Source organism: Deinococcota bacterium (assembly GCA_030858465.1).
Classification (GTDB): Bacteria; Deinococcota; Deinococci; order Deinococcales; family Trueperaceae; genus JALZLY01.
In genome coordinates this window covers 1-20,127 of record JALZLY010000112.1, presented here as the reverse complement: position 1 = coordinate 20,127, position 20,127 = coordinate 1, and the positions used below count along the sequence as shown (strand labels likewise).

At 61.4% G+C, this 20,127-nt stretch carries 21 protein-coding genes and 3 tRNA genes; 11 read left to right on the top strand and 13 right to left on the bottom strand.

All coding sequences use genetic code 11. The features are described from left to right. Window positions 1-22 precede the first annotated feature (22 nt). From M3498_05425 to M3498_05385, 9 genes are all read right to left on the bottom strand, one after another. Window positions 23-559: a TlpA family protein disulfide reductase gene (locus tag M3498_05425; protein ID MDQ3458729.1), complete on the bottom strand. Its 537-nt coding sequence runs from the start codon at window positions 557-559 to the stop codon at window positions 23-25. After that, window positions 556-2,544 carry a heme lyase CcmF/NrfE family subunit gene (locus tag M3498_05420; GenBank protein ID MDQ3458728.1) on the bottom strand — a complete coding sequence of 663 codons (1,989 nt, stop codon included), beginning with the start codon at window positions 2,542-2,544 and terminating at the stop codon, window positions 556-558. The genes M3498_05425 and M3498_05420 overlap by 4 nt, the downstream gene beginning before the upstream one ends. Before the next feature lie 46 nt (window positions 2,545-2,590). Beyond that, window positions 2,591-3,019: a cytochrome c maturation protein CcmE gene (gene ccmE / locus M3498_05415; GenBank protein ID MDQ3458727.1), complete on the bottom strand. Its 429-nt coding sequence runs from the start codon at window positions 3,017-3,019 to the stop codon at window positions 2,591-2,593. Window positions 3,020-3,139: 120 nt separating this feature from the next. Beyond that, entirely contained in the window at window positions 3,140-3,913 is a 774-nt protein-coding gene (locus tag M3498_05410) for a cytochrome c biogenesis protein (GenBank protein ID MDQ3458726.1), read from the bottom strand. A gap of 6 nt (window positions 3,914-3,919) precedes the next feature. Continuing rightward, window positions 3,920-4,597: a heme exporter protein CcmB gene (locus tag M3498_05405; protein MDQ3458725.1), complete on the bottom strand. Its 678-nt coding sequence runs from the start codon at window positions 4,595-4,597 to the stop codon at window positions 3,920-3,922. Further along, window positions 4,590-5,279, bottom strand: coding sequence for a heme ABC exporter ATP-binding protein CcmA (gene ccmA / locus M3498_05400; protein MDQ3458724.1), 690 nt, complete (start codon window positions 5,277-5,279; stop codon window positions 4,590-4,592). The genes M3498_05405 and ccmA overlap by 8 nt, the downstream gene beginning before the upstream one ends. A 19-nt stretch (window positions 5,280-5,298) precedes the next feature. After that, entirely contained in the window at window positions 5,299-6,024 is a 726-nt protein-coding gene (locus M3498_05395) for a cytochrome c biogenesis protein CcdA (protein ID MDQ3458723.1), read from the bottom strand. 188 nt (window positions 6,025-6,212) lie between these two features. Next, the gene (locus tag M3498_05390; protein MDQ3458722.1) at window positions 6,213-6,431 is read right to left on the bottom strand and encodes a hypothetical protein; all 219 of its coding nucleotides are present in this window, start codon (window positions 6,429-6,431) and stop codon (window positions 6,213-6,215) included. Further along, a complete protein-coding gene (locus M3498_05385) occupies window positions 6,428-6,988 on the bottom strand; it encodes a hypothetical protein (GenBank protein ID MDQ3458721.1) in 561 nt (186 codons plus the stop codon). The genes M3498_05390 and M3498_05385 overlap by 4 nt, the downstream gene beginning before the upstream one ends. Before the next feature lie 233 nt (window positions 6,989-7,221). Here M3498_05385 and M3498_05380 point away from each other — a divergent pair, with 233 nt between their 5' ends. Next, window positions 7,222-7,395: a hypothetical protein gene (locus M3498_05380; GenBank protein MDQ3458720.1), complete on the top strand. Its 174-nt coding sequence runs from the start codon at window positions 7,222-7,224 to the stop codon at window positions 7,393-7,395. A 10-nt stretch (window positions 7,396-7,405) separates the two neighbouring features. Here M3498_05380 and M3498_05375 read toward each other — a convergent pair whose 3' ends face one another. After that, the gene (locus M3498_05375; GenBank protein ID MDQ3458719.1) at window positions 7,406-8,770 is read right to left on the bottom strand and encodes an ankyrin repeat domain-containing protein; all 1,365 of its coding nucleotides are present in this window, start codon (window positions 8,768-8,770) and stop codon (window positions 7,406-7,408) included. 288 nt (window positions 8,771-9,058) lie between these two features. Between M3498_05375 and M3498_05370 the strand changes: the two genes are divergently transcribed. The 3 genes from M3498_05370 to M3498_05360 all read left to right on the top strand — a co-directional run bounded on the left by M3498_05370 (window position 9,059) and on the right by M3498_05360 (window position 9,343). Beyond that, window positions 9,059-9,134: transfer RNA gene (locus M3498_05370), tRNA-Lys, on the top strand. Between the two features lie 6 nt (window positions 9,135-9,140). Beyond that, a tRNA-Glu gene (locus M3498_05365) sits at window positions 9,141-9,215 on the top strand. 52 nt (window positions 9,216-9,267) lie between these two features. Further along, a tRNA-Val gene (locus M3498_05360) sits at window positions 9,268-9,343 on the top strand. A gap of 94 nt (window positions 9,344-9,437) precedes the next feature. Here M3498_05360 and M3498_05355 read toward each other — a convergent pair. Beyond that, on the bottom strand, window positions 9,438-10,667 hold the full coding sequence (locus tag M3498_05355) for a site-specific integrase (protein ID MDQ3458718.1): 1,230 nt from the start codon (window positions 10,665-10,667) through the stop codon (window positions 9,438-9,440). 87 nt (window positions 10,668-10,754) lie between these two features. Here M3498_05355 and M3498_05350 point away from each other — a divergent pair, with 87 nt between their 5' ends. The 6 genes from M3498_05350 to M3498_05325 all read left to right on the top strand — a co-directional run bounded on the left by M3498_05350 (window position 10,755) and on the right by M3498_05325 (window position 16,852). Continuing rightward, entirely contained in the window at window positions 10,755-11,216 is a 462-nt protein-coding gene (locus tag M3498_05350) for a transposase (protein MDQ3458717.1), read from the top strand. Between the two features lie 494 nt (window positions 11,217-11,710). Beyond that, on the top strand, window positions 11,711-13,045 hold the full coding sequence (locus M3498_05345; protein MDQ3458716.1) for an extracellular solute-binding protein: 1,335 nt from the start codon (window positions 11,711-11,713) through the stop codon (window positions 13,043-13,045). A gap of 142 nt (window positions 13,046-13,187) precedes the next feature. Further along, window positions 13,188-14,012, top strand: coding sequence for a sugar ABC transporter permease (locus M3498_05340; GenBank protein ID MDQ3458715.1), 825 nt, complete (start codon window positions 13,188-13,190; stop codon window positions 14,010-14,012). Further along, window positions 14,012-14,839 (top strand): carbohydrate ABC transporter permease, encoded by an 828-nt coding sequence (locus M3498_05335; GenBank protein ID MDQ3458714.1) that lies wholly within the window; start codon window positions 14,012-14,014, stop codon window positions 14,837-14,839. The genes M3498_05340 and M3498_05335 overlap by 1 nt, the downstream gene beginning before the upstream one ends. Next, window positions 14,826-15,938, top strand: coding sequence for an ABC transporter ATP-binding protein (locus M3498_05330; GenBank protein MDQ3458713.1), 1,113 nt, complete (start codon window positions 14,826-14,828; stop codon window positions 15,936-15,938). Before M3498_05335 ends, M3498_05330 begins: the two co-directional genes overlap by 14 nt. Then, a complete protein-coding gene (locus M3498_05325) occupies window positions 15,938-16,852 on the top strand; it encodes a glycerophosphodiester phosphodiesterase (GenBank protein MDQ3458712.1) in 915 nt (304 codons plus the stop codon). The genes M3498_05330 and M3498_05325 overlap by 1 nt, the downstream gene beginning before the upstream one ends. A 72-nt stretch (window positions 16,853-16,924) precedes the next feature. Here the strand turns inward: M3498_05325 and M3498_05320 are convergent, their stop codons facing one another. Beyond that, complete coding sequence (locus tag M3498_05320) at window positions 16,925-17,641, bottom strand: phosphatidylinositol-specific phospholipase C/glycerophosphodiester phosphodiesterase family protein (protein ID MDQ3458711.1); 717 nt, start codon at window positions 17,639-17,641, stop codon at window positions 16,925-16,927. Window positions 17,642-18,176: 535 nt separating this feature from the next. Between M3498_05320 and M3498_05315 the strand changes: the two genes are divergently transcribed. Beyond that, complete coding sequence (locus M3498_05315) at window positions 18,177-19,700, top strand: sulfatase (GenBank protein MDQ3458710.1); 1,524 nt, start codon at window positions 18,177-18,179, stop codon at window positions 19,698-19,700. A 50-nt stretch (window positions 19,701-19,750) separates the two neighbouring features. Here the strand turns inward: M3498_05315 and M3498_05310 are convergent. Continuing rightward, window positions 19,751-20,127, bottom strand: a 377-nt coding sequence (locus tag M3498_05310) for a transposase (GenBank protein ID MDQ3458709.1), incomplete at its 5' end; no start/stop codon positions are given.

Below are 20,127 nucleotides of genomic sequence, written 5' to 3'. Positions count from 1 at the left end.
ACCCCCGCCTTGACCCCTGCCCTCACGGCAGCATCGCCTCGATCCCCTCGACCAGTTGCCCTTCGCTGATCTCGCCGATGTGGCGGGCGTGAAGGGTGCCGTCGGCGCGGATGAAGAAGGTCTCGGGCAGGCCGCGCAGGCCGTAGTCGATGTAGAGCCTCATGTCGGGATCCTTGGCGTTCGGGAAGGTGAAGTTGAAGCGGTCCAAAAAGGCCGCGGCGTCCGCTTCCGGGTCCTGGACATCGATGCCGATGAACTTGACCCGGTCTCCGTAGCGGCGCCAGGTGGCCTCCAGAAAGGGTGCCTCGTTGTAGCAGGCGGGCCGGCACCACGACGCCCAAAAGTTGACCACCACCGGCTGGCCCTGATAATCCGAGAGCCTGACGGCCGGCCCGTAGTCCGAGAGGTAACGGGCGAAGAGCTCGGCCTCGAAGTCGGGCATGGGCTTGTCCAGCCTGGGCGAGGCGCTCGCCCGCTCGTAGCGCGGCGCGAAGACGCCAAAGGCGAAGAGCCCGGCAAAGGCCGCCGTCAGGACCAGCACCACGGCGAGCCGCTTCACGCTGGTGCCGCCCCCCGCTGCGGGGCAGCCTCGCGGTGGCGCTGCGGAACCAGGGCGTAGCCGGTGCCGAGGGCGATGATCAACCCGCCAAACCAGATCCAGGAGATGAGCGGGCTCTGCACCGCGCGCAGGACGACGAAGCCGGCGTCCTCGTCGATCTGCAAGACGGTCAGGTAGACGTCCTCGAACGGCCGGTAGAGAACCCCCGGCGTCTCCACGTTCTGCTGCGCGTTGGTAAAGCGGTTGACGCGCGGGCGCAGTTCGCTGAGGACGCGGCCCCCCCTGGCTACCTCGACGGTCGCGCCCCTGGAGACGCGGTCGGGCCGGTCCTCCAAGAAAAAGCCGGTCACGGTGAGGTCGTAGCCGCCAAAGGCCACCGTCTCGCCGACCGCGGCGCGGTACTGGGTGTCGGTGCGGTAGCCGCTGCTGCCCGCGATACCCAGCGCCACCACCACCACGCCGAAGTGGACGACCATCGAGCCGAAGCGGCGGCGGTTCTCCACGGCGTACTGGCTGAGGTGAGAGAGGGTCGAGCGTCCGCTCAGCCGGCGCCGGGGACCGACGGTGCCGCCGATCAGCAGTCCCAGGCTCACCAGGTTATAGGCGGCCAGGCTCACGGTGAGGAGCGGGTAGAGCTTGTGGACGCCGAGCGCATAAGCCACGCCGCCCGCGACCACGCCAGCGCCCACCATCCACAGCAGGTTGCGCGTCAGGGACTGGTGCTCGGCGCGCCGCCAGGGCAGGAGCGGCCCGATGCCCATCAGCGCCAAGACGAGCATCCACAAGGGCAGGCTGGCGGTGTCGAAAAAGGGCGCGCCCACGGTGACGCGCTGTCCCGCGGTGGCCTCGACGAGCAAGGGAAAGAGCGTGCCCAGCAAGACGATGAAGGCCAGCGCGATGAAGAGCACGTTGCCGAGCAGGAACGAGCCCTCGCGGCTCACCGGCGAGTCGAGCTCGGCGCGGTCCCTGAGCTGGTCCCATCTGAGCGCGACGAGGCTGAACGACGACAGCATCACCACGACGAAAAAACCTAAAAAGACGCTGCCCACCGGGCCGTCGCCAAAGGCGTGGACCGACGACAGGACGCCCGAGCGGGTCAGGAAAGTGCCCAAGATGGTCAGCGCGAAGGTCAGGGTGATTAAGAGCAGGTTCCAGGCCTTGAGCATGCGCCTTCGCTCCTGCACCTGGACGCTGTGGATAAAGGCGGTGGCGGTGAGCCAGGGCAAGAAGGACACGTTCTCGACCGGGTCCCAGGCCCAGTAGCCGCCCCAGCCGAGCACCTCGTAGCTCCACCAGCCGCCGGTTATGATAGCCGCCGAGAGAAAGCCCCAGCCCGCCAGGGTCCACTTGCGCGTCTCCTGCGCCCACTCCGCGCCGGGGCGGCGGGTGATGAGCGCGGCCATGGCGTAGGCGAAGGGCACCGTCAAGCCGACGAAGCCCAAGTACATGAGGACCGGGTGGACGGCCATCATCCAGTGGTTCTGCAAGAGCGGGTTGGGGCCGGGGCCGTCCAGAGGCGGCACCGCCAGGACGGTAAAGGGGTTGGCGACGAAAAAGACCACGCCCGCGAAGAAGATCTGCACGAGCTGCATGGTGGTGAGCGCCCAGGGGCGCAGCGGGGTGTTGGGCGCGGTGGCGGCGAGGAGCGCGGTGTAGAGCGAGAGCACCCAGGCCCAGAGCAGGATCGAACCCTCCAAGGCCGCCCACAGGGTGACGACCTTGATCCACAGCGGCGAGGCGACGCTCGAGTGCTCGGCCACGTACTGCACGCTGAAGTCGTCGCTGAGGAGGGCGACCTCCATGACCACGACCGCCGCCGTGAGCGCGGCGAAGATGGCAAAGGCCGCGTAACGCGCCGAGGTGAGGAGACGAGCGTCGCGCCGGGTCGTTCCCAGAATGCCCACCGCGACCCCGTAGAGGGCCAGGAGCAGGGCCAGGAGGACGCTGACCGAGCCCACTTGCCCCAGGCTTAGGCTTAAATCCATACCACCACGTCCTTAATCCTGACCTGAATCCTGACCTGGAAACCCTTTACCGTAACGACTCCCGAAGCGCCTCGATGTCCACGGGCTCGCCGTCCTTGGGCGCCTCGTAGACCTCGCTGTGCTTGACCAGCAGGTTGTCGCCCGCGAAGACCCCGCCGTGAAAGTTGCCCTCGACCACCACGCCCATGCCCTCGCGGAACATCTCGGGCGCGGTGCCGCGGTGCTCGACCGGATAGGTCTTGACCGAGTCGGTGATGTTGAAGCTGAGGAGCAGGTTGTGGCTGTCGAACCGCACGCTGCCCGCCTCGACGAAGCCGCCCAGGCGGAAGCGGCGCGCCTCGTAGTCGCTGGCGTGCGCCTCGTACTCGCTCGGCAGGATGAAGTAGACCAGGCTCGAGCTTAGCGCCTGAACGATCATCAAGCCGGCGACGACCACCACCGTCAAGCCGGCGACGCTGTAGGCGAGCCGCTTCACGCCTCGTCCTCGAGCCTGCGCTTGACGCTCTGGTAGCGCCAGTTCAGGTAGCCCAGGTAGCCCAGGTAGAAGAGGATGAGCTGTCCCCAGGCCAGGGCCACCCACTCCCACGGTGTCAGACTAAGCATGGATGACCTCCCCGCTGAGGGCCTTGTCGTCTTCGCGCTTCTCGAGGCGCGCTTCCAGCCGACCGATGCGGACGCGCTCGATCATCAGGTAGATAAAGACGAGCGCGCCCACCGCGACGTTAAACAGCAAGACGTAGAGCATCCTGGGGTCCATCGACACCCCGGCGCCGTCGAGCCGGACGGTGAGCGGCGGGTGCAGGGTGCGCCACCACTCGGCGGCGAAGTAGATGATGGGCACGTCGGCCATGGCGATGATGGCCACGACCGCGGCCACGCGAGCGCGCCGCTCGGGGTCGTCGATCAGCCCGCGCACGATAAAATAGCCCACCAGCAGGAAAAAGAGCAGCGCCGTGGCGGTCAGCTTGGCGTCCCAGGTCCACCAGATGTTGAAGGTCGGCCGGGCGTAGATCATGCCGCCTAAGATGGTGAGCGCCGCGAAGAACAGCGCCAGCTCGGCCGAAGCCGCGCTGATGACGTCGTCCATCTTGCGGCCGCGCCAGAGGTAGAGCGCGCCGAAAAAGGCGGCGATGAAGACCGCCAAAAAGCAGACCCAGGCGACCGAGACGTGCGCGTACATGATGCGGATGAGCTCTCCCTGGTTTACGTCGGGCGGCGAGGCGAGGAGGGCCAGGTAGAAGCCGTAGCCGAAGAGCGCCAGGATGAAAAGTCCAAAGACTTTGAGCCACAGCGGGCGCCTGGTGTTCAGGCCGGTGTTCAGGCCGGTGTTCAGGCCGGCGAGAGGGCGTGAAGCCGCGTCTTGTTTCATATCCCCTTACTCCTCTACCACGAAGTGAAAAATGGCCGTACAGAGCACAAAATAGATGAGGTTGAACCCCACCAACAATTGTAGCCAAGCTTTGGCCATGCCTAGGTTGCCCAGCTGAGCGATTTCACCCGTCGCCCTGACCGCCGCCATCAGGACCGGCACCACCACTGGGAACATCAGGACCGGCAGGAGGCTCTCGCGCGCCCGCAAGTTGGCGGTCAGGGCGGCGTAGAAGGTGGCGACGATGGCAAAGCCCAAGGTGCCCAGGAGAATGGTGAGAACGAGCCAGAGCCAGTCGGCCCCCAGGGGCAGGCCGAAGAGCAGCGCGCTGAGCGGCAGGACGACCAGGCCGAGCGCGCTCATGAAGAGCCAGTTGGCGAGCAGCTTGCCGAGAAAGAGGGCGCCGCGCGGCACGGGGTAGAGGAGGAGCTGTTCAAAGGCCTCGCCCTCGAGTTCCGCCTGATAGCTCTGCGCCGCGGAGATGACGCCGGCGAAGACCAGGGTCACCCAGAGCACGCCGGGGGCGGCGTTCCTAAGCGCGTTCAGGTCCGGCCCGATGGCGAAGGCCAGGACCACCAAGACGATGCTCGAGAAGAAGACCGTCGCCACCAGCGTGCTCTTGCTGCGCAGCTCGAGCCTGAGGTCCTTGCCGGCCACGGCCAGGATGGCGCTCAGCTCAGCCACGCCCCACCGCCATGACGGCTGTGGGCGGGGACGCCGGAGCGTCGTCCAGCCAGAGGCGGCCGCCTTCGATCATCAGGGCGCTGTCGGCCAGCAGCGTGGCGCGCTCCAGGTCGTGCGAGGCCATCACCACCGTTTTGCCCTCGCCCTTGGCGCTATGGAGCACCTCGTCGACGAGCCTCTTGCCGTCCTCGTCGAGGGTCGCGTAGGGCTCGTCCAGGAGCAGGAGCCGGGCGTCGGCGAGGAGCAGCCGGGCCAGCGCCAGGCGCTTTCTCATGCCGCTCGAGAAGGCCCGCGCGGGCTTGTCGCGCGCGCCCGCGAGGCCGACGCGACCAAGCAAGGCCTCGAGCGTGCGGCTCGAGCCGTCCTTGCCGTAGAGTATCGCGGCCAGGCGCAGGTTCTCCGCGGCGGTGAGGCCGCCGTAGGAGCCGCCGAGGACGCCCAGATAGGCGACCCGCCGCCGCACCTCCGGGCCGGCCTTGATGAGGTCGAAGCCGAAGACGCGGCCCCAGCCGCGGCTGGGCCGGAGCGTCGTCGCCAGGACGCGCAAGAGGGTGGTCTTGCCCGCGCCGTTGCCGCCGCGAAGCACCACCGCCTTGCCCTCGCCCACGGTCAGGTTGACGTCTTTCAAGACATAGTTGCGCCCGTAGCGCCGCGACACGCCCACCAGTTCCACCGCCTTCATGCGCTTGCGGAGACTTCGCTCACAAGTAGGGCCAGAGCCAGGACGGCGTGAAGCGGATGAAGTAGCTGTTCAGCCAAGTGTAGTAGCCGCTCAGCATGAGGACCCCGACCACGACCAGGAGGCTCCCCGCCGCCCGCTCGACCCAGGGCAGGTAATGCCGGAAGCGTTCGTAGAAGCGCCCGAAGCTGCCCACGGCCAGCGCGGCCAGCAGAAACGGCACGGCCAGGCCGAGCGCATAGACCGCCAGCAGGGTGACGCCTTGCGAGAGCGTGCCGGTAGCGCCCGCCAGGGTCAGGATGGCGCCCAGGACCGGCCCGATGCAGGGCGTCCAGCCGATGCCGAAGGCGGCGCCCAGCAGCGTGGCGCCGAGCGGCGTGGCGGCGTCGCCCCGGAACCTGAAGCGGAACTCGCGGTAGAAGATGGGCAGCTTGAAAAGCCCCAGCATCATCAGCCCGAAAAAGACGATCAGCACGCCGGCGACGGTGATCAGCGTGTAGCGGTAGTCGAGCAGCAAGGAGCCCAGCGCGCTCGCCGAGGCGCCCAGGGCCACGAAGACCAGCGAGAAGCCCAGGACGAAAAAGAGGCTGTTGCGCAAGACGAGGAGCCGCCGGCCGTCCCCGGCGCCGCCACTGCCGCCGACACTGCCGCCGACGTAGGCGAGGTAGGACGGCACCAGCGGCAGGACGCAGGGCGACAGAAACGACAAGAGCCCGGCCACAAAGGCGATGGGCAGAGTCGGCGTCACCATGGCTGCCTCGGCTGTGCATGTCCCGGCGGTACATACCTCAAGAGCATCCCCTGATTATGGCAGAAACGGCCACAACTTGATGAGGACAATTGTCCTCATAAACTGTCCTTTCAAGCGGCCCCATGACACCATCCTGACCGTTCGGAATGGGCGGCGGGGTCTTCTGTTTGACCCTATGTTCGACCCTAGAGGATGCCGCCGCCCAAGGAGAGGCGAAAGAGCGCCAGCACGATGACCACCAGGTTGATGTTGCGCCCGCTCGTCTGACGGCTCATCAGGCCGAGGACCAGGCCGACCACCGCGCCGGGCAGAACCAGCCAGTTGAGCCAGCCCAACAGCGGGATAAAGCCGACCAGCGCGATGACGAGCGCCACCAGGCCGATGATGACGGAGGCGGCGTTCACGCGCTCTCCTTGCCGCGGCCGACCTTGCTCGCCTTTCTGACCTTGACCCTGCTGAGCTCGAGCGCTGGGTCGGGCAGACGCAGCGGGCCGCGCACCCGCTCGTAGGTGCTCAAGAACTCCGAGACGGCGGCCTGGAGGTCGGACAGTGCTGAGACCAGGTCTTCCTTTTTGCTGCTTGCGCCGACCATGCTCGAGTCCTTGGCCCCGGCGAGCGCCTGGATGTCTTGCAGCAGGTCGCGTGAGGCCTCGCTCAGATAGAGGCTGCCTCGCCGGCCCGCCGCCCCGCGCCCCTGGCTGCGACCCGCGCGCCAGGCCGCGAACTTGTCGTCCTCGGCGAGGGAAAAATCGATCACCTCCTGGTCTTTGGCGAGCGGCTTGTGCTCGCCCTCCAGCCGCGAAAGCCACTCGTTCATGGTGGCGGGCAGCGAGTGGCCCTCGAGCACGAGCCGGCCCGCCTTGACGGCCTCCCTGACCTCGCCGTAGAACGCCTTGAGCGTTCGCCTGTTGCCCACGCCAAAGGCGCTGTCCCTGATGAGTTCACTAAACTGCTTGGCCACCTGTCGTCCTCCTCATGTTCGCTATGGTCTCCTGCAAGGGTTTCCTGCAAAGGTTTCCTGCAAGAGTTTCCAAAGGCTCGAGCTCGAGCCCCTAAGTCTTGCAGTGCTCTATCTTAAACCAGCGCTAAACCTTACTGCACGACAGGCCTTTCTGGCATTACCATGAAGGCCAGTATGATGGTCAAGACGAGGGCTCGACTCATCATCTAAGACGAAGCCCGTGGACGGAGCCCATGCCCAGCAGCGCGCTCGACCCTACCCTGCTCGCGTTTAAACGCAAAAGCTATCTCATCGACTTTTTCCACAACTTTTTCCACAACAAGGTGGTAGCCGCCTACGACGACCCCTGGAGCAAGGCGTCCGCCGAGCGCAAGTTCGTGAGCGAGCTTGTCGAGGTCAGGAGCTAGAGGTTCGGCGTCAAGGGCCGGGGCGCCGGTAGAGGATTACCTCCGCCGCGTTGATGATGTAGCCGTCGTTGAAGATGACCGTCATCCTGCTTTCGTCCTGCTGGTAATCGCGCCAGTGGCTGCCGCCCGCAATCTGCCAGGGGCTGACGGCCTCGAGGGCCGTAAAACCGGCCGCGGCGCGGTCCCATGTCCCCTTGAAGCCGACCGCGTCCTGATGCTTGCGGCCGCAGCGCACCTCGAGGCCGCCTGGAGCGGCGTCGGCCATCACCGTATCGCTGCAACTTACCTCACGGACACCGGCGAGCCGGAAGGCCTCGTCGAAAAAGCGGGCGGCCGTCTCGCGAGGAGGTGCTGGTGCTGGTGCGGGTGTTGGTATCGGTGGGCTTGTCGGGGCGGGCTCCTCGCGTGGGGGCGCCGGTTCAGGCGTGAGTGGCGGCGTGTCGGTCTGCTCCGGCGCTGTCGCCATGGCAGGCGGTGTCACCTCGAGTGGCGGCGTGTCGGGCTGGGATGCGGGGCCGGGCGTCTGCGCCGGTGAGGGCGGAGGCCGCGGCGTCTCTTCGGGAGCCGGCGTTGTGCTCGCCCGCGGCGCCGGGGACGTGGCTGCCTGCGCGGGTGCCGGCGCCCTCACCGGCGTCAAACTAAACGACCAGGAGATCTGCGAGGTGATGGCGCTGAAGACGGCTTGGAGCTGGCGATGGTACTTGAGCTCGGCGGTGATGAGGCGCTCTCCGGCCAGGAGCGTCTTCTGATAGAAGACCTCGTCGTCTTCGTAGCCCGAAACCACAAACCAGCCGTCGCGCAAGACCTGGTAGGTCACGGTGCGGCTCGACGTGTCGGCGGACTCGAGCGCGTACAGGTCCGCCAGGCTCTGGGAACCCCCGGGAAGGCTGAAGACCAGCATCCTGGCTCGGCCGTCACGGCTCAAGAAGCTCTGGCCGTCGCCGCCGCCCAACTCTCCCTGGGGCTCGAGGATGCCCGCGGGATAGACGAGCGAGTAACCCAGGGCGTCGTTGGCATAGGTCTCGTAACGCACCGCGTCGGCTCTGGCGCCCAGGTTGAAGAGCCGCGAGGCCACCTGAGGGTGCGCGGTGTTGCGAAAGGCGACCATGAGCGGCGTCCAACCGTCGGGCGTCCGCGCGTTGACGTCGGCGCCCGCCCGGACGAGGCTCTCCACCACCTCGGGGCTGTTGTACTCGGCCGCGTAGAAGAGCGGCGTCTGGCCGTATTCGTCCAGGACGTTCACGTTTGCGCCCGCCGCCAGCGCCGCACGCAGTTCGGCGGGCGAGCCGCTGCGGGCGACCTCGAAAAAGGCCAACTGCGCCGACGCGGTTCCGCCGAGCATCAGAAGTAAAAGGCTTTTCAGTACATGTTTCACGCCTAAAGTATAGCGGCGCGCCCGTACAAGTTTCTCATCATCATCCAAGCCGCTGTCGCCGGGTTCACCTTGTCGTGAGGGCGAGGACTCGAGCGAGTGTCGCCGCCAAGACCCTCTGCGCGATAGGTTTCGGAGCCGTCTTCACCCGCTCGGTTCCGGAGCGAGCTTAACCTTTTGTTTACCTTTTGTTCACCTGAGGGCCGTTGGGAAGTGGCTTTGAGGGCCAAAGAACTGCCTCGCCAGCCCTTGACAGGGGTGCCCACAGTCCATATACTGGCAAACGCTGCTGGGTCGTTAGCTCAGCTGGTAGAGCAGCTGACTTTTAATCAGCGGGTCATAGGTTCGAGCCCTATACGACCCACCAGGTTGAGGCCCCTTCGACTAGCGGTTAGGTCACCACCCTTTCAAGGTGGCGGCACGGGTTCGAATCCCGTAGGGGTCACCAGGAAACCAGGGAGGAGCCTTCGGGTTCCTCCTTTCTGGACTCGAGCAGGCGAGGGCGATTAGCTCAGCTGGAAGAGCATCCGCCTTACAAGCGGAGGGTCGGCGGTTCGAGCCCGTCATCGCCCACCAAGGAAACACCGTCAGGGACGAACAAAAGGAGCACGCCCAGCCCGCCGGGCGTGCTCCTTTTTCGCTTTGACCCTATGTTTGACCCTATAAGCGCTCAACCGGGAGCTCTGGGCTGGCCCATCAGCTCCTCGAAGGTCAAGGCGGCCTCGCGCAGCTCGGCGTCGTACACGTGCCGGTAGAGGTTGAGGGTGATGTCGACGCGCGCGTGGCCCAGCCGCTTGGAAAGCACCTCGACCGGCACGCCCCGCTGCAGCGCCAGCGAGGCGTGCGTGTGCCTGAGGCCGTGCAGGCTGATGGGTTTAACGCCCGCGATCCCGACCAGGCCCTTGAAGGCGCGGTCGAGGTTGCGCGGGCCGATGGGGGTTCCCAGCGGCGTGGTGAAGACCAGCCCGGCCCTGTCCTGCCACCCCGAGCCCATGAAGCGTCTCTCCGCCTCCTGCCTTTCCCGGCGCTCGCGGAGCACACTCAGCACGTCGCGCCCGACGTAGAGGGTGCGCCTCGAGTGCGGGGTCTTCACCTCTTTCAGGACCGTCTTGCTGCCCTTGCCGGTGATGCTCAGCGTCTGCGTGACTCTGAGGCTGCCCTGCTCGAAGTCGACGGCGCTCCAGGGCAGGCCGAGCGCCTCGCCGCGGCGCAGGCCGGTCAGCAGCAGCAGGAAATAGATCGGGTAGTAGCTGGCGGGTTCGGCATCATCTGGCCCCACGGCGATGACCTCTACCGGTCCGCCTTTGGTCGCCCTGCCGCCGGTGGCCTTTCTCACGAGCTCGCCCCGGGCCGCCTGGAGGAAGCGGCTCGCCTCATCCCGCGACCACGCCTTGATGCCCTTCGCGACGCGCGGCGCCCGGACCTTTACGGCCTCGGCGGGGTTGCGGACGAGCACCTCGAGCTGCACCGCCTCCTTGAGCGCGGCCCGCAGGTGCGTGGCTGCTTTGCCCTGCTTGCGGGGCGTGCTCGCCAGCGAGGTGAGGATGCCCTGGATCTGCGCCGGCTTTAGGGCCTGCAGCCGCACCCTGCCGAGCGCGTCGATGACGGGTTGGAGCTCCTGGCGGTAGTTGTTGCGGCTCTTCTCGGCGAGGTGCGTCTTGCTTTTGAGCCAGTGCTCGAGCCACTCGGCGACGGTCGCCTTGCTGGGCTCGGTGAGGCGGCTCTGTCGGTGCTGGGTGATGAGCGCGGCCCGCTTGGCGATGGCCTCGTCCTCGGTCTTGGCGTAGACGCTGCGCTGGATGGGGTAGCCGTTGGGCTTGTAGCCGACGGTGACGCGCGCCTCCCAGCGGCCGTCCGGTCGGGGCCTGATCGTTCCCTCACCCCTTCTGCGTCTGCTCATTGGTCGTTGCCTCCCTTTCGTCGAATGGGGTGGGTTGCTGCCGGGACTGCTGCCAGCTCGAGCCCGAGCGCAGCGAGCAGCCGCGCCTTGAAGTACTTCGGTTACAAGCTCATCATGCTTGCCACCTTAGAAGGGGTGCCTGTGTGTTACGACTTGCTGCCTGCCAACACCGACGAGCGTTTGGCGGCGGAACAGCTTCTGGAGCAGGTCAGGCACTGTCAGCTCTTGTGTGACAAGGGCTTCATTGGCGCGTTCTGGCAGCAGGAGGTACTCGAAACGCTCGAGGTAAGGGTGATGACGGCGAAACGGAAGAATCAGCAGGAGCAAAATCCTCAGGAGCTTGATACGGTGGTAGGGAGCCTGCGGCAGCGAATGGAGGGGGTGTTCAACGAGTTGCAGAACCTGGGGAAGAATCTGGAGCGTTTGCTGGCGAAGACGGTGGTAGGGTTGGGAACGCGGGTGGCGGCACTCGTTACCAGTCACACGCTCAAGTTGTTCTTGAGGAAGGTCTACCACATGGACGTGCAGACCTTCTCTTTTATTGACTGAGCTTTATTTCACATCAGCCGTACTGGTAAACCGTAAGCCTTAGCCCAACATCGGCTTCAGCTTGCTTAAGCCTGGCCGTCTTGAAGCAGAAGTCAATTTCGAGTGATTGACAATCCAGAGCTAAGGCATTATATTTTAAATGTATGATCAAGTTCTGACAGATGAAGTTGGCCGTTAAGGAGGTGGCACTTGCGTGAACGGACCTTAGGTGTTTCCGGCATTGTTACAGGACATTTTCCTTCTTGGCATTTTGGGAACTTCATAAGGGGCCTTTGACGTAGACAACTTCAGCTTTCCTTGCTGCTGTGTGATTCAACGCGACCATCAACGATACTACGACTCATTACTGCACCGTAATCACCTAAGAAAGTGTCTGGTTCGGTAAATGCAGCTCTTCAGGCCTTGGATTAATTTCAAGTGGAAAATCTTCGTGTTCAGATGGCTAGAGCTTTCTCCTATAAAAGGAAGACTCATTCATTAGAGGAGGTACGTCAATGAAAGCTAAGTGGCTAGTGGTATTATTTGGGCTCTTGCTGGGACTATCTTGGGCCCAGGAAACTGTCACCCTCAGGGCCTGGACGATTGGACCGGATGATGCGTCCATCACCCGAATGACAAATCTTCAGGCGGCCGTTGAAAGCCTGAACGCTGAGCTAGAGGCTGAAGGTGCCGACGTTCGGGTGGCTCTCGATGCGGAATTTGATTCAACCGATTGGGATCCTTATCTGCGGCGCGTGTTGCTTGCCTTCCAGAGCAACAACGCCCCAGACATTGTGCAGGCCTCAGCTGCGCTCATTGGCACGTGGGCGCCGGCAGGCTTCATCGAGCCGCTGGACGAGTACATCGACCAGTTCGAGCAGTTCGACGACGTGGTCAACACGCTGTGGAACGCTGTCACCTACGACGACAGGATCTACGCGATCCCCCAGGACACCGAAGCCCGCCCCCTCTACTTCAACAAGACGCTGCTGAGCGAGCTCGGCTGGTCCGACGAGGAGATCGAGAGCCTGCCCGAGCGGATCGCCAGTGGTGAGTTCACCTGGGGCGACGTCCTGAGCACGGCGCAACAGGCGGTCGAGCAGGGTGTTGTGCGGCCTGGTAATGGCTTCTATCACCGTCCGAGACCCGGTCCAGACTTTGCCATGTGGTACCGCTCGTTTGGCGGCGAGGTTTTCGACGAAGAGACGGACCAACTCGTCTTCTCTAGGGACGCTGCCCTGCGCTACTTCACCTGGTTGGCTGATGCTGTGGAGGCCAACGTGTTGCAGCGGGATCGCCTGAGCGGCGATTGGCAGCTGTACCACCAGCCGGTCACGGCTGGAGAGGTGCTGTTCTTCTCCGGCGGCACCTGGAACTGGGCTGAATGGGTCAATCAGTACGTTGCCGACAGGGGAGGGCAGGATTGGCTCTTCGAGAACTTTGGTTTCGCCCCGCAACCCAGTTGGGAGCAGGGCGGCACCGCCGTTACGCTTTCTAACCCACAGGCCTACATGGTTTCGGCAGACTCCAACCATAAAGAGCTAGCAGTCCGGCTCCTTGCGCACACTACGGTTCCTGAACTCGATGCTAAGCATGCGGTGGAGTCGGCACACCTGCCCATCCTCACGAGCACTCCGGAAACCTTGGAAGATCGCTTTCTCCAGGAGGTCAGCTACCTTTTAGAGTACTCAACCTTCGCACCCATACACGCTCAGTATTCTAACTGGCAGGATGCGCTTTATCAGGGTGTATCAGCAGTTGAGTCCGGTGATCTCACGCCAGAAGCAACTGTTGACCTTGTGGCCTCACAGATGCAGCGGCAGCTCGGCGATCAAGTGAGGATCCAGTAACAGCTCGGCTGAACCCAGGTGGGTTTATCCCACCTGGGTTCCTACTTGCCAGCGCCTATGGGGAGGTCAGTGCTTGAGGCGTTACCTAGTACCATTCCTCTTTCTTCTGCCAGCATCACTGCTTATCATCCTTTTTTTCTTGGTGCCCGTGGTGGTTACTGTTTATCTTTCACTGACGGATCTTTCAACTATTACGTTCCGAAATGCGAGCTGGGTCGGGCTCGACAACTACCGCTATCTCTTTAATGACCCCTTTATCCCAAGAATACTCGTCAACACCCTGCGCTATGTGGGCCTGACGCTGGCTTTTAACATCCTGATGGGTCTAACACTTGCTATTACCACCTCGCTAATGCCTGAGCGTTTTGGTGACAACTTCCGTTCTCTATGGCTCTTGCCACGCATCCTGCCCCCTGTCGTCTACGTTTTTGTGTGGCAGGGACTGATGGCGCGTGCGCCCTACGGCTTGGTAAGCAACCTGACTGGCACTGACCAGAGCTGGATAAGTGCGGTTCCTTGGACAACGATCATCCTCGCGAACGGCCTGGTGGGCGCTTCCTTCGGCATGCTCATCTTCACGTCAGCCATCCGCGCGATCCCCCGAGATCTCTTCTATGCCTCGGCGGTCGATGGTGCTACAACATGGCAAACGGTGCGGCGGGTGGTGCTTCCATTATTGCGCTGGCCGATACTGTTCGTTACGGTTTACCAGACGTTGTCACTCCTAACCTCATTTGAGTACATCCTGTTGTTAACCGATGGCGGTCCGGGGCTGCTGCGCACGACAGTCTGGTCGCTTCATGCTTACAAACTTGCCCTCTCCAACTACTTTGGCAACGTTGAGTTTGGTCTCGGTGCAGCGATGGCCACCTTCCTGATCATCATAGGCGTGATCATCTCCCTCCTCTATCTACGTTTCTTCAACTTCAATGCTCTTGTTGCCGAACCCAAGATCGAGGTCAACTGATGCCTATCCTGCCCAAGCGTTGGCCGCTCATTGTGCTGCTTATGCTCGTGGTCACACTGCCATTGCTTGCTGGTCTCAGCTGGCTGGTGATGACGGGATTCTTTGATAGGGTCTTTGGCTTGGTACCGCAAGGAAGCTTCAATCCGCGAAACTGGCGCTTCCTCTGGGAAGGTTCATTTAGTGGCCGACCATCGATTTGGGTGGCGCTAGGCAACTCGGTACTTTTCGCGGTGGCCGTGGCCACTATAGAGGTCCTGGTGGCTTCAATGGCAGCTTACGCTATCTCTCGCATGCGTTTTCCGCTTCGTAGCGTATACCTGGGCTTCGTCTTGATTCTTCATGCTTTTCCCGCTATTAGTTTAATTATCGCACTTTTTTACATGCTTCGCCTGCTGGGGCTTTTCGACACCCTGATCGGTGTGATCCTGGTCAAGGTGTCACTCGAGCTTCCCCTTGGCATCTGGCTCATGAAGGGCTTCTTTGACAACCTATCGTGGGATATGGAGATGGCCGCTCTTGTTGATGGCGCCTCCCGTTGGACGGTGTACTGGAAGATTGCCCTACCACTGGTACGACCTGGCCTCCTGGCGCTCGGCACCTTCGCCTTGCTTTCCGCTTGGGGTGAGTTCATCCTCCCTTTCACCTTGATCGTGTCTGGCCGGAGCTGGACCCTCGCACTTTACCTGCAAAGCTTTTTGGGGGAGTCCTTTACTGAATACGGCCTTATTGCTGGGATTGGCTTTTTCTACGCTCTACCAGTGATCCTCCTCTTCCTGCTGGGCCAGCGTTACCTTCTCAACATATACTCGGGGGGTGCCAAGGGATGAACAGGTGCGGGAGGTTTTGCTACCAGACGGTAGGCAACTTAGGAGAGAGCAAACAATGAGAGGTGTTACGGTACGTCTCGAGGGTCTAGTTAAGCACTTTGGGAAGGTGCAGGCACTGAAGTCGCTTGATCTGACCCTCGAGGGAGGAGAACTCGTCGCCTTCCTTGGCCCATCCGGCTGCGGGAAAACCACGACGCTGCTCCTGCTCGCGGGCATTTACCAGCCGACTGCAGGCAGGATCTACTTTGCCGACAAACGCATTGACTCACTGCACCCGCGTGACCGTGACATAGGCATGGTTTTCCAGTCTTACGCACTCTACCCGCACCTCACCCTGTTCGAGAACATCGCTTTCCCACTACGACTGAAACGCAAGCCTAAAGACGAGGTCCAAACGAAAGTAGAGCAGAACGCGAAGCTGCTCGGCATAGATGAACAGCTCCAGCGGCGCCCCTCGCAGGTTTCGGGGGGTCAGCAGCAGCGAGCTGCCCTAGCCAGGGCCCTTGTTAAGGAACCGCAGTTACTGCTGCTCGACGAACCCCTCTCCAATCTCGACGCCCTCATTCGCCTTCAGGCGCGCGCTGAAATCCGCCGTCTACAACAGGAGCTTGGCGTCACCACCATTCTGGTGACTCACGATCAGTCCGAGGCACTCGCTATGGCCGACCGCGTTGCCGTGTTCTCGGTCGGGGAGGTGCAGCAGTTCGCTACACCAGACGAACTCTACCGGCGCCCAGCCACCACCTTCGTTGCTAGCTTTGTTGGCTATCCCCCCATGAACTTGGTCAAAGGGCACTTCAATGGAGCGTTCCAAATCGGTAGTGTCACTGTACCCGTACGCCCGGGGCACCCCGGAGGAGAAGGTACCCTTGGGATACGGCCAGAGGATATTCGCCTGGGGGGCACTACCCCAGGCACCATCTTGCTCGTTGAGCCTCTCGGGAAAGAGGCACTGCTCACTGTTGAGGTTGGCGGCATAACCCTCAAGGTCATGGTTGCCAACGAGGCGCCTCCGACTCCCGGAGAAACGATCGGCTTGGACTTCCCGCTTGACCGTCTTCACCTGTTCGGCAGCGACGGGAAGCGCCTCAGCGCGTGATGCTGCCGCGCTTCCTAAACTACCAAGGCAAGCAGGTCCTGCTGAAGTACCACAAGCTCCTGACTGGTCGTAGAACAGCACCGCCGAATTCCCTACCAGCCGTTCGGGAAGTCGTTAGCGGTGGGGCGGGCGTGCTGGAGTTCGACGTCAGTTTGACTGCTGACGGCCACTTCGTCCTGCTGCATGATTTAACACTTCAGCGTGAGACGACAGGGGTGGGGCCACTGCGGAAACGAACGCTGGGAGAGGTTAAGACCGTTCGCCTTCGTGATTCGGACGAACCGCCCGCTGACTTGCAGGAAGTCGTCGGCATTCTCCGGGGCATCGGGCGACCAACCAAAGTTCAAGTCGACCTTAAGGAACTCCTCCCATTGGGGTCGCACCATGCCGCCGCTCTAGTTGAGGCGCTCCAGCCATTACGTGAACATGATGCCGTGCGTGTCGTAATTGGCTGTTTGGGGGATTGGAATCTCCGTGCTCTCCACCGGCTGGACCCGGAACTCCAGCTTGGTCTTGACTTCGCCTATCATCTTGACGCTCCTGTTGATGATTTGGTTCGCTTACCCACGCGACTTAACGCCTATGGCTACCTTGATGACCACCCACTTGGTTACCGCGCCTTGCTCTCGCCACGCGACTACCTAGAGGATCGAGTCGAGACCTTGCTTTCCCTAGTGCCCTCCGCAGCGGAGTTTTACCTTCGCAAGGATTTTGTGCATCAGGCACTGCGGGACGGCTTCAACCCCATAGCCTTCATCCATGACCTCCTTCCTAATAGCTTGGTCGATGTGTGGACACTGGACCACTTAGCAGACGGCTCGCGTGATGATGAGATGCGAGTGCTGCTCGACGCTGGAGCCGATCAGATCACCACTAACACGCCCCTGCAGTGGGCAGAGGTATTCCCTCCCTAAAAGAGACGCGGCTCATAATGATCAGGTGCTTATTGTTGTCAGTGGGAGCTGGATAGAGGGGTAAAGTTCAACCTAGCTTCCTTGATCAGTTATATCTGCCAGGAATCGCTGCAGGGCCCGCAGGTCATCGGTATTAATGAGGTCCACTCCGGCTGCTATTAGCTCCTGCCATACCGCCTCACGTGCCGGGCCTGGTGTATCCGGAGTGGCCCAAAAGCGCACGCGGCGTCCGGCAGCATGCACACGCTCAACAATATCACGCAACTTCTGTCGCTGATCTGGCGGGATTGGCCCTTCACCATTCCAGGTGAACGTCGAGGTCCACCGGTCACTAATCAAGGGAATGAAGGTGGTGGGTGCTGGGGATTCGAGATCAGTTAGCCTGCCATCGTACCCGGCGTAACGTACAGTTTGAGTCGCCATCAGCTCGCGCGGGCGATTTCCCGAAATGATGACTTGTATCGGCCCCGCCTCCATCCCGTTAGGCCCGTAGGTAGTGAGGATGTCCCTATAGGACGCTAGCGCCTCATGCAGCGCAAGGTAAGTCGCTTCAGCATCGCTCTTGATATCAATCAGCAAGGTAAAGGACGGACCGCTCTGATAGACTGCACCGCTGTTCGCCTCAATGCGCTCGCGTAGTGGATCAAGATAGAGGGTCTGTAGAGTACTCTCCATCTGAATTTCGTGCTCCTCGTGTGCCACTGCCAGCACGCCCAGAACCAGAAAAATGTCCGCCTCAACACTAGTAAAGCCGTGTTCTAGCGCATCAAGGAGGGGGCGGTCATGCAAATAGTCATTGTGTGCATGAGCGTGGAGAAGCGGCTTAGGTTCCGAGCCTGAACTCCCCTGTGGGATGAGCGGGACGGTAGACTGGGGCACTTTTCCCTGTGCAGTGGCTTGGAGGAGCAAAGCTAAAGCCAAGGCCACGAGTACTAGCATAGAAAGTCGAAAAATGTTCATGGCCAACTTAATAGTACGTACCCTTCCCATCTCCAATTAGCCTATTACAATCCAAGCTGCTCAGACTGCTCTTCTAGCGCCTCGAGCTCATGGAGCGCCCATCGTAACAAGCTTTCCATACCCTTGCTGAAGCAAAGCAAATATACCCGTAGAAGGACTGGTGGCAGAACTACAATCACATCAGGCCCTATAGTTCCTTCGACTATGAGCCTGAGCCTCTGGCTCCTAAAGTGCCCCTTTGGACCAGCCTGACCACCAAGCTACCTGATCCACTAGGAGCTGGAGCTCCTATGACCTAACATGAGAAGTGGGCCGACTAATAGAGCAGGTCACCTAGCTTCATGAGAGTTCATCGGGAGAATGTATGAAAGCGATTATGGTGATGTTTGATTCACTCAATCGGCATATGCTACCGCCGTACGGCTGTGATTGGGTACACGCCCCGAACTTCGAGCGCCTTGCTAAGCGCAGCATCACTTTCACCAACAGTTACATCGGAAGCATGCCATGCATGCCAGCGCGCCGTGAACTGCACACCGGGCGGTACAACTTTCTGCACCGGAGCTGGGGACCACTCGAGCCGTTTGATGATTCTATGCCTGAAATTCTTCAGAAGCATGGGGTGTACACGCACCTGGTGACAGACCATCAGCATTATTTCGAGGACGGCGGCGGAACCTACCATAATCGTTACAGCAGTTGGGAGTTCGTGCGCGGCCAAGAGGGAGACTTCTGGAAGGGCCGTGTCGAACCTCCCGAGACACCAGCCCAGAGCAGTTTCAACGAAGACCACAATCCGCGCATGTGGGTCCAAGACTGGATCAACCGTAGCTACATGCCACAGCCGGAAGATCAACCGCAACACCAAGTGTTCACCTTGGGATTGGATTTCATACGTACGAACGCCACTGCCAACAGGTGGTTCCTGCAGATCGAGACCTTTGACCCTCACGAGCCATTCTTCACCCATCAAAAGTACAAGGACCTCTACCCGCACAGGTATGAGGGTCCGCACTTCGACTGGCCACCCTACGCGCAGGTCCGCGAACCGGCAGAATTCGTCGAGCATGTTCGTTACGAATACGCGGCTTTAGTGAGCATGTGCGACGAGCAGTTGGGACGCGTGATAGATGTCATGGATGAGCTTGACTTATGGGCAGATACCATGCTCATCGTCTGTACTGACCATGGTTTCCTTTTGGGCGAACACGACTGGTGGGCGAAGCTCAAAATGCCCTGGTATAACCTCCTCGCGAATACCCCCCTCTTCATCTGGGACCCGCGCAGCAAAATGGAGGGTGAGACACGCGAGAGCCTGGTGCAATTTATTGACCTTCCGGCCACCCTGCTCGAGTACTTTGCCGTTCCGCGTCCGAAAGACATGCAAGGTCAGCCGCTCAAAGAAACGATTGAAAACGACAGACCAGTACGCGATGCGGCTTTGTTCGGCGTTCACGGCGGCCACGTCAACTGTACCGATGGACACTACGTCTATATGCGAGCCCCGGAGCAGGCGGACAATAAACCACTGCACGAATACACCCTTATGACCACACATCTCCGAACGCGATTCAACCCCGAGGAGTTGCAAACTGCGGGATTAGCGCCACCCTTTAGCTTCACGAAAGGGTGTCCCGTTCTGAAGATCGAAGCGCGGCCGTGGGTTGATCCGCGACCGTTCGGGACGTTGCTGTTTGATGTGTTAAAGGACCAGAAGCAAAATCAGCCACTCAGTAGGCCGGATATTGAGGCGCGTATGCTTCAGTTCCTCATCCATTTGATGCATGCGAACGATGCGCCTAAGGAGCAGTACGAGCGCCTAAGCATTTTGCAGCTCTACGCGAGTTTTCTCCAAGCTCTTGAGGCGGCGAAGGAAGCCGAGGCTTAACGCGATGGTATAGTGGACCCCAGAAACCGGCTCTCCCTCATTAACCGTGCTTAGGCTTCCAGAAGCACCCGCTGCCGTAGAAGGTCGAAGTTTGCTCTGCCGTACATAGCGCGTTTGATGAGCTTGAGTTTTGTCACCCGCCCTTCGGTCTGGCCATTGCTCCAGGACGTTTCGAGCGCTGCACGTACTGCCGAGTAGTCCTGCTTGATAAGTAGCCATGCAAAAGAAATTGTGGAAGCTGCTCCCCTTACCCTCGCCAGATTGTGGCTCTTAGCCCTGAGAACTTCACAAGAACTTTTGTGTAGGTGCTTACCTGCCGCGAAGGTACGTAACGGGGTCACGCTGCTCTTGGTGGCGGTTTCCAGCCACTCGTCCAGACGAGACGCTTCCTGCTGCCGCACCATCTCCACAAAGGCTTTCGCTAGAG

Bases quoted from the DNA above. Each gene is read 5' to 3' on its own strand.
- M3498_05420 (MDQ3458728.1), bottom strand. From the start codon at position 2,544: ATGGATTTAAGCCTAAGCCTGGGGCAAGTGGGCTCGGTCAGCGTCCTC.
- M3498_05345 (MDQ3458716.1), top strand. From the start codon at position 11,711: ATGAAAGCTAAGTGGCTAGTGGTATTATTTGGGCTCTTGCTGGGACTA.
- M3498_05325 (MDQ3458712.1), top strand. From the start codon at position 15,938: ATGCTGCCGCGCTTCCTAAACTACCAAGGCAAGCAGGTCCTGCTGAAG.
- M3498_05380 (MDQ3458720.1), top strand. From the start codon at position 7,222: ATGCCCAGCAGCGCGCTCGACCCTACCCTGCTCGCGTTTAAACGCAAA.
- M3498_05335 (MDQ3458714.1), top strand. From the start codon at position 14,012: ATGCCTATCCTGCCCAAGCGTTGGCCGCTCATTGTGCTGCTTATGCTC.
- ccmA (MDQ3458724.1), bottom strand. From the start codon at position 5,279: ATGAAGGCGGTGGAACTGGTGGGCGTGTCGCGGCGCTACGGGCGCAAC.
- M3498_05355 (MDQ3458718.1), bottom strand. From the start codon at position 10,667: ATGAGCAGACGCAGAAGGGGTGAGGGAACGATCAGGCCCCGACCGGAC.
- M3498_05410 (MDQ3458726.1), bottom strand. From the start codon at position 3,913: ATGAAACAAGACGCGGCTTCACGCCCTCTCGCCGGCCTGAACACCGGC.
- M3498_05315 (MDQ3458710.1), top strand. From the start codon at position 18,177: ATGAAAGCGATTATGGTGATGTTTGATTCACTCAATCGGCATATGCTA.